9 protein-coding genes and 1 tRNA gene are annotated in these 6611 nt (G+C 55.3%); 7 read left to right on the forward strand and 3 right to left on the reverse strand.

All coding sequences use genetic code 11. The features are described 5' to 3' along the window. Nucleotides 1-28 precede the first annotated feature (28 nt). Together LN415_05965 and LN415_05970 are read right to left on the reverse strand one after the other, a co-directional pair. The gene (locus LN415_05965) at nt 29-1597 is read right to left on the reverse strand and encodes an ammonia-forming cytochrome c nitrite reductase subunit c552 (protein ID MCJ2556640.1); all 1569 of its coding nucleotides are present in this window, start codon (nt 1595-1597) and stop codon (nt 29-31) included. 34 nt (nt 1598-1631) lie between these two features. Next, nucleotides 1632-2168 carry a DUF6125 family protein gene (locus tag LN415_05970; GenBank protein ID MCJ2556641.1) on the reverse strand — a complete coding sequence of 179 codons (537 nt, stop codon included), beginning with the start codon at nt 2166-2168 and terminating at the stop codon, nt 1632-1634. A gap of 180 nt (nt 2169-2348) precedes the next feature. Between LN415_05970 and LN415_05975 the strand changes: the two genes are divergently transcribed. Both LN415_05975 and LN415_05980 read left to right on the forward strand, forming a co-directional pair. Continuing rightward, complete coding sequence (locus LN415_05975) at nt 2349-2852, forward strand: hypothetical protein (GenBank protein ID MCJ2556642.1); 504 nt, start codon at nt 2349-2351, stop codon at nt 2850-2852. 287 nt (nt 2853-3139) lie between these two features. Continuing rightward, nucleotides 3140-3382 (forward strand): hypothetical protein, encoded by a 243-nt coding sequence (locus LN415_05980; protein MCJ2556643.1) that lies wholly within the window; start codon nt 3140-3142, stop codon nt 3380-3382. Nucleotides 3383-3469: 87 nt separating this feature from the next. Here the strand turns inward: LN415_05980 and LN415_05985 are convergent. Continuing rightward, nucleotides 3470-3542: transfer RNA gene (locus LN415_05985), tRNA-Val, on the reverse strand. A 378-nt stretch (nt 3543-3920) separates the two neighbouring features. Between LN415_05985 and LN415_05990 the strand changes: the two genes are divergently transcribed. The 5 genes from LN415_05990 to LN415_06010 all read left to right on the forward strand — a co-directional run. After that, a complete protein-coding gene (locus LN415_05990) occupies nt 3921-4490 on the forward strand; it encodes a hypothetical protein (GenBank protein MCJ2556644.1) in 570 nt (189 codons plus the stop codon). 236 nt (nt 4491-4726) lie between these two features. Next, nucleotides 4727-4879 (forward strand): hypothetical protein, encoded by a 153-nt coding sequence (locus LN415_05995; GenBank protein MCJ2556645.1) that lies wholly within the window; start codon nt 4727-4729, stop codon nt 4877-4879. Nucleotides 4880-4898: 19 nt separating this feature from the next. Beyond that, nucleotides 4899-5078 (forward strand): 4Fe-4S binding protein, encoded by a 180-nt coding sequence (locus LN415_06000; protein MCJ2556646.1) that lies wholly within the window; start codon nt 4899-4901, stop codon nt 5076-5078. Nucleotides 5079-5168: 90 nt separating this feature from the next. Beyond that, nucleotides 5169-5996 carry a mechanosensitive ion channel gene (locus tag LN415_06005; GenBank protein ID MCJ2556647.1) on the forward strand — a complete coding sequence of 276 codons (828 nt, stop codon included), beginning with the start codon at nt 5169-5171 and terminating at the stop codon, nt 5994-5996. Nucleotides 5997-6118: 122 nt separating this feature from the next. Then, nucleotides 6119-6611: cysteine hydrolase (locus tag LN415_06010; GenBank protein ID MCJ2556648.1), on the forward strand; the 493-nt coding region annotated here is incomplete at its 3' end.

The raw sequence follows: 6611 nt of genomic DNA on the forward strand, positions 1-6611 counted from the left end.
GGACAATGAACCATCCCCACACTGGAGTCTAGAGATCCTCCTCCTTCGGGCCCGTGCCCTTTTTCTTGAAAAGGAGATATATGACAATCAGCGAGAGCCGTATGATGGCTCCCAGGGATATCAGGATCGGGACGAGGAGGTTCTCCTCGATGATTTCGACATCGCCCACGTCTGAGACCTCCTGGCTGACGACACTGACCGACCCTATGCTTCCAACGGGAGATCCTCTCAACCTCAAATCGAAGGAGTGCGTCCCAGGTGCGAATTGGAACTGGAATGACCCATTGCTCCTAGAGGTCGCCCAGACCCTTCCGTCCTTCTCGATCGTGACACCCTCGACAGGATTGCCCATCGTGTCGACGGCCCTTCCCATGATCGTTCCAGGTGTCAGCAATGTGATGAGGTCGCCGCTCCTCTCCTCTGAGAAGTTCAGCAGATCATTGACAAAGGCGGGATTGTGGGCGCCGCCACTGCCGTCTGCAACAACGAAGGTGAGCGAGTAGTTCGCCTCGTCGTAGAACCCGGCAGCGATCTGTATGGTACCTTCTGAGAACCCGTAGGAGGGCGCGTCCTCGATCGATCCCTTTGCGAGAACGACCTTCTTCTGCACCTCGATGATCCTGGTCCACGTCTCCGACCTCCATTGGGCAATCTGTGCCTGCGCCAGCTCGGGCGAGTATATGGGCGGAACGGTGGAGTGGCATTCGACGCACGCCTCTGGCTTCTGTGCAAAACTGTGTCCCGTGATGTTATTGGACTTATCCATGTATATGTGGCAGTCGGCGCACTCAACATCGGGCATGAAAGCCTCGCCGAGTATCGGTGCCCCGCTTCTACCATCCCTCATCGAGGACTGAGGGTGAAAAATCGGATCGCCGGGAATCGCCGCATCAGGGTTGTGACACCTGTCGCAGAGCTCGTCTTTCGGCCATCTCAGCTGGTTTGGATTCGCTGCGTTGTGAGGGTCGTGGCACAGTGCACACGTAACCGCGTATTCGGCGGATTGAATCGTGGGTTTGGATGAGATGTCCGCCAGAACGTAGTCCGCAGAGTGGCACTCCAGACAGGAGTCCTCCGCGGCTCCAGTAGCCCCCTTCAGACTCACGAGAGACATGGAATGACCGCTCTGATTCCATTCCTCGAAGTATGGGTGATGCTCCTCCTGATGGCAGATGGCCCCGCACACGGCGGCGGAATAGCTCATTTGGATGTCCGCGGGGTTTTCCGTAATCACGTGATCCGAGCCCGGGCCGTGACAGGCTTCGCACTGGATTCCTCTCATACTGACGGGCAAATCCGTCGTCGGGTCGAAGCCTCCGTGAGCCACATCCCCGTGACCAGTCACGTGACACTTCTCGCACGCCTCAACCTTCAACGGCGAGGCGCTCAGATTGTCCCAGGCATCAGGATGATGGGTGGCCGACCAGCCCGCGTAGGACGGGGCGTGACAGGTCTGGCAGGAGTCGGAGCCAACGTAGTCCGCGGGGGATCTAGTTCCCGTCTCATCGGCGAGGGCGCCGAGTTGGTAGAACACCGCGAGCAGTATGGCGACAAAGACTATGGGAAGGACGACCAGCACGAGCCTTTTCTTGTCCATCAATTCCACACAGGTACGACTTTCTCCATGATATTTAACGCTTTCTGAGCACGATTTCCCATTCGCACCACAAATCCTCGGGACGCTTGTCAGGAGGGCAGACGTTGCATCTGACTTCCGCATCGGGATTGAGCTCCTTCGCGAATGATTCCATGAAGCCCATGCGGACTCCCTTGCACGGGAATTCGTCCAGGCCCTTCCTCGCGCGGGTCGTCTGGACACGGCAGTTCCTGTTCCGAATCACTGCTCGGTCATCGTGGACCTCAACCTCCTTGTCCTCGATGTCCAACGCCCAGCTGGAGAGCTTCATGGCATGCATGAGAGCCTCGATGTCGTCACCGTGGATGTTGAACCTCTTCCGCAGTCTCCTCGCCTCTATCCTCCCCATCCCCCTCCAGACCTCGGCGTCGACCTCCGTGGCGGTCTGGGTTCCAAACCGGTCCTCTATCCCGAGGAAATAGAGACCGTCCACGGCGAAGAGGTTCCTCAGATGGAGGAAAAGGAGTTCCATGAGGTCTTCCTTGGGCATTCCAGATAGCATCTCTCTGTCCGATTCACGTCCGCTCACCATGCGCTTCCTCCCTCGATTTCTCGTGCTTTCCTCCAACACCAATGGATGCGTGGTAGATGCCAGTTTTGGTTCCGATCTCCAAGTCATTGTCGGAATCACACACGAACGAGCTCCCGAATCAAACGAACATATTTATTCAGGCAGGCATTCACAGAAGCGAGGAGGCTCGGGAGCGGAATCATGACGTTGGGCAAGACGTTCAGGAGGACCGGGAAGTACAGCAAGGAGTACAGACGCCGGCTCGTGATCTTCGTGAACCGCATAATCGAGCGAGCGAACGAGTCCATCGACGTCATCGACGGTCTGGCCGATATCTTGGAGGAGGCTCGCCAGGACGTCTTCAGAGGGGGGGAGTACCTGAGCGGCTATCCCTTCGTGCTTCTGAAGCTGGGACACATCGAGTTCGACGGGAAGGATAGGAAGTTCAGACTTCGTGATGAGAACTACCCGGAGCCGTCGGAAGCCAATGTCATGTACGTCACCAGGAGAATAAAGACAGCTCTAGAGAGAAACGAGAATCTCAGGTACGTGAGGCCGAAATCGATAAAGTCGAAATATGTGAAGCTCCAGAACGTTGCGACTTCTCTTGCCAAGCTGGCAGAGAGGAAGAAGCTCCGACCCTGGAAGAAGGGATCGAACGTCTACGAGATCGCTGACAGGGACTATTTCCTCAAAGAGGTCTAGGTGCTCCAGCCAGAATGGTCTGGAACGTGTGGCTGTCTCCGACAGTACCCCAGTGGTTTTGGTTCACTTTCATTCACTCGAAAGAATAATAGGAAAAGAATAAAATACTGGAAGTCCATTTCGGCGCAGGGATGGATATGATGCAAGAAGCTGCGGGACCCCCTCCGTATCCAATGGGCCCAGTTGTGGAGCACACAGCGAAGCCCGTGATCGGTGGGATTCTGATAATAATTGGTGCGCTAGTTGGAATCATATATGGCGTATGGATAGTAGCCATAGGTGGAGCCTTGGAGTCTATGATGCCTGTGACCGTACCTGGTGCGGACGCTTTGGCCGGCATAATCATGATATGTGGCATCATATTCTTGATATTCGGCCTCATAGGTCTGCTGGGCGGAATCTTCGCAATCAAAAGAACTCACTTCGGGCTTGCCATACTCGGGGGAATCTTCTCCCTGCTGGCCGGATTCATCATCTTCGGGCTCATCGGCCTGATCCTGGTAGCGATATCCAAGAAGGAGTTCAGCTAAAGGAGAGGAAGAATCCTCTCCCCTCCCATTCATTTGCGGTAGCTCAGGCTACGGACTAATCGCAAAATGGAGACTGCAGGGAGGTGATGGGCTCAGCCGGATTCGAACCGGCGACCTTCTCTGTGTGAGAGAGACGTCATAACCGCTAGACCATGAGCCCATTGGATTTACAGTCACTGGATTAGATTACAGACTGTCGCAACCTCGATAGAAGATTGTGGTGGAATTATATAAAGACTGGCGGGAGTGACCAGGCAGGGCATTTCTTCCTCCCACTTTTGAGGCCGCCAAGAATTGCAACTGGCTTAGGAGACGGGGCATCGTGTGAGCGTTCATATCGCAGTCAGGTCGCAATACTCAAGAGAAACCAGAAACAGGTCAGAGGCGATTGTCGTCTACGAGGGTTGATGAAGAAGGCACAGGAGTCTCTCGGTGAAGGACGCAGGAGACGATCGATCGTCCATAGCGGGATTAGTCCATACATTGAAGGGGAGATGTGAGATATCGAGTCTCCAATAACCTTTCAAAAGGTCTGACCATGTCGATGAAGAAAGTCTCAGCAAGAACTACCCTTAGAGATATCCTGTATGACCGATCGTTTGAGACTGACAGGAAACTTGAGCTTCGAGATCTGAGGGGAGTCCTAGAGGCGAGGGTCATAGTCGACCCCGGTCGAGTGAAGTCTTGGGAAGAAGTCAGTGTCTGCCTCTCTCTTAGAAACCTCGGAAAGTTACCCATCGATCTCTACTTCGTCGCCCATGAAGGACCAATGATGGATCTCGCAGTAAGCGGGCCCGACTCAGACGAGATGGTGTACCCGCCTCCGAACCCTCCAATGGTATCGCGACCAGGGCCACCCTACGCAATTGGCCTGACCCTCATGCCAGAAGGGGAGATATTTCATGAAGCCGAATGGGTGGCAGCACGCTACGCTTGGATTCTCGACGCAGGAAGCCCTGTACCAATCCCACTGCGTGGGTATAATTCAGCGGTCCGCCCGGTCGGCCCCCTTGCTCCTGGACGCTATATGATCAGGGTCAACGCGATGCTCCATTACGTTGGCTACGGAATCGAGGACCCAGTGGGTTTGCTGAATATCGTTGAGTAGGACTTGATCCGATGGCATGTTCCGCTCCAGTGGCGCATTCGCCACACTGCCTCATCAGACTCCTGCTGAGCCTCCAACCATCCCGACAAATCGACACCGTGCCTGTCCCGCAGAAAGGCGAAGGGTCTTCTTCAAGCTCACGGAACGCGACTACATAAGGTATATCTGAAGGGTTCTCCATAATGAGGTTATTGGGTGAGGTTGAAGATATCAATCAGAGGATCAGAGAGCTTACCATGAAACTGAGAGAGCTGAGGCTCAACCTCCCCGCTCACTCGGTGAAACGGGAAATGCTCATGACGATCGAGGAGACGGAGGAAGAGATCGGGGACTTGAGGGAGAGGCGAAGAGAGCTCAAGCGCGAGAGGGAGGGTTCCGGAAGCAGCTAGCCGATGTCGGGTGGATATCATGAAGGCCAAGGTGATCGATGAGCTCTGTTTTGGCGGATGCGGCTTCTGCGCCAAGGTGTGTCCAAAAGGCGCGATAAGAATCGTCGCGGCCAAGGCCTTTCTTGATGACGAGAAATGCGAGGGGTGCACTGTGTGCGCGGAGGAGTGCCCGCGAGGCGCCATTGTGCTCTCCGAATAGGCGTTCATCCCGGCTCTCAGATACATTTATAAGAGCGGAAGTAATTATATCGCCGAACCTTTCGGGATGCACCTTTGAGGAGGTGGGAAATTGGCTGATATATTTGCTGAAATAATAGAGTGGACTTGGAACGGGATGAAGTGGTTGTGGGAGTTCGTCGTCGTCTTTCTCCTCTTGGCCATAGCCTTCAGAATCCTGGGATTCGTCGTGTCCAAGGTCGTGAAGTGGCTTGTGGTCAAGATGCTCTACAAGCTGAGATTCGACGACTTCTTCAGAGACACAGGACTTGTGGAGACCGTCAGGAGCATAGGATTCCGAGGACTGCCGGACATATTGGGTCTGCTGATCTTCTGGTTCGTGTTCCTCTTCTTCGTTGCCATGACCTTAGAGTACCTTGATATGCCGAATATCGCTGCGTTCGTTACGCTGATCATCGAGTACCTGCCGAAGGTCTTCGGAGCCGTCCTCATTGCCCTGGGCGGCCTCTGGCTGGGAACTTGGCTGTCACAGAAGGTCGAGATGCCCATGAAGGAGGCCGACGTCCCACTAACGGCAGAGACGACCGCGACTCTGGTCAGGTGGCTGGTGATCTTCATAGCTATCGTGATGGCGCTCGGGCTGGTCGGAATCGACACGACCCTTCTGATATGGACATTCATCATTCTCATTGGGGCTCTTGGCCTGGGTCTGGCGATTTCCTTTGGAATCGGCGGCAGGGATGTTGCGGCGAACGTCAGCGCCTACTCTTCCGTCTCGAAGACGCTCAGCATTGGCGACGAGATAACGGCGGGAGAGTACAGCGGGACCGTGCTCCTGGTGGGCAGGTACGCCACCGTCCTGAAGACGGCTTCGGGCGATCAGATCACTCTGCCGAACGCGATGCTCGTAAACATCGTGATTACGAAGAAGCCGAAGTAATCGCTCCGGACATCTGGGACAAGTCTATCCACCCAGCGTTGCCCTTCGCATTGACCGCACGGCCTCCTAGCCCAGGCCGAGGATAGGTGACCAGCGGATGCGTGAACGGAGGACGTGAGATATTGGCAGCTCGAGGCAGAACTGCAAGGGTCACTCCCCAGAATCTGAGAGAGAAGTCAGACGAATGGTTGACGAGGATCGAGAAGTTCAATGTCCACAGGTCCCCTGTAGGAGTGGAGCGCTCCGCGCTCCTCGTCATAGACATGCAGAAGTTCTTCCTGGGCTCGAGGGTCGCATCGCTCTTGGACTCTGGAACCGCGATTCTCCCAAACGTGAAGAGGCTCATAGACCACTACCACGAGAAAGGGAGACCGGTAATCTACACGCGCCACGTTCACAGCCCGGACGGTTCCGATCTGGGCATACTGGGAGTGTGGTGGGACGAGCACTGTCTGGAGGGGACGGAGGAAGCGGAGATACACGACTCGATCGCTCCCGGGCCCGAGGACTCGGTGATTCTCAAGCATCGATACAGTGCGTTCTATGGCACGGATCTGGATGAGGTCCTGGCGGAACGTCAAGTTGAGGAGGTCGTCATCAGCGGCGTGATGACCA

The sequence above is a fragment of the Candidatus Thermoplasmatota archaeon genome (assembly GCA_022848865.1).
In the GTDB taxonomy this organism is placed as follows: Archaea; Thermoplasmatota; Thermoplasmata; order RBG-16-68-12; family JAGMCJ01; genus JAGMCJ01.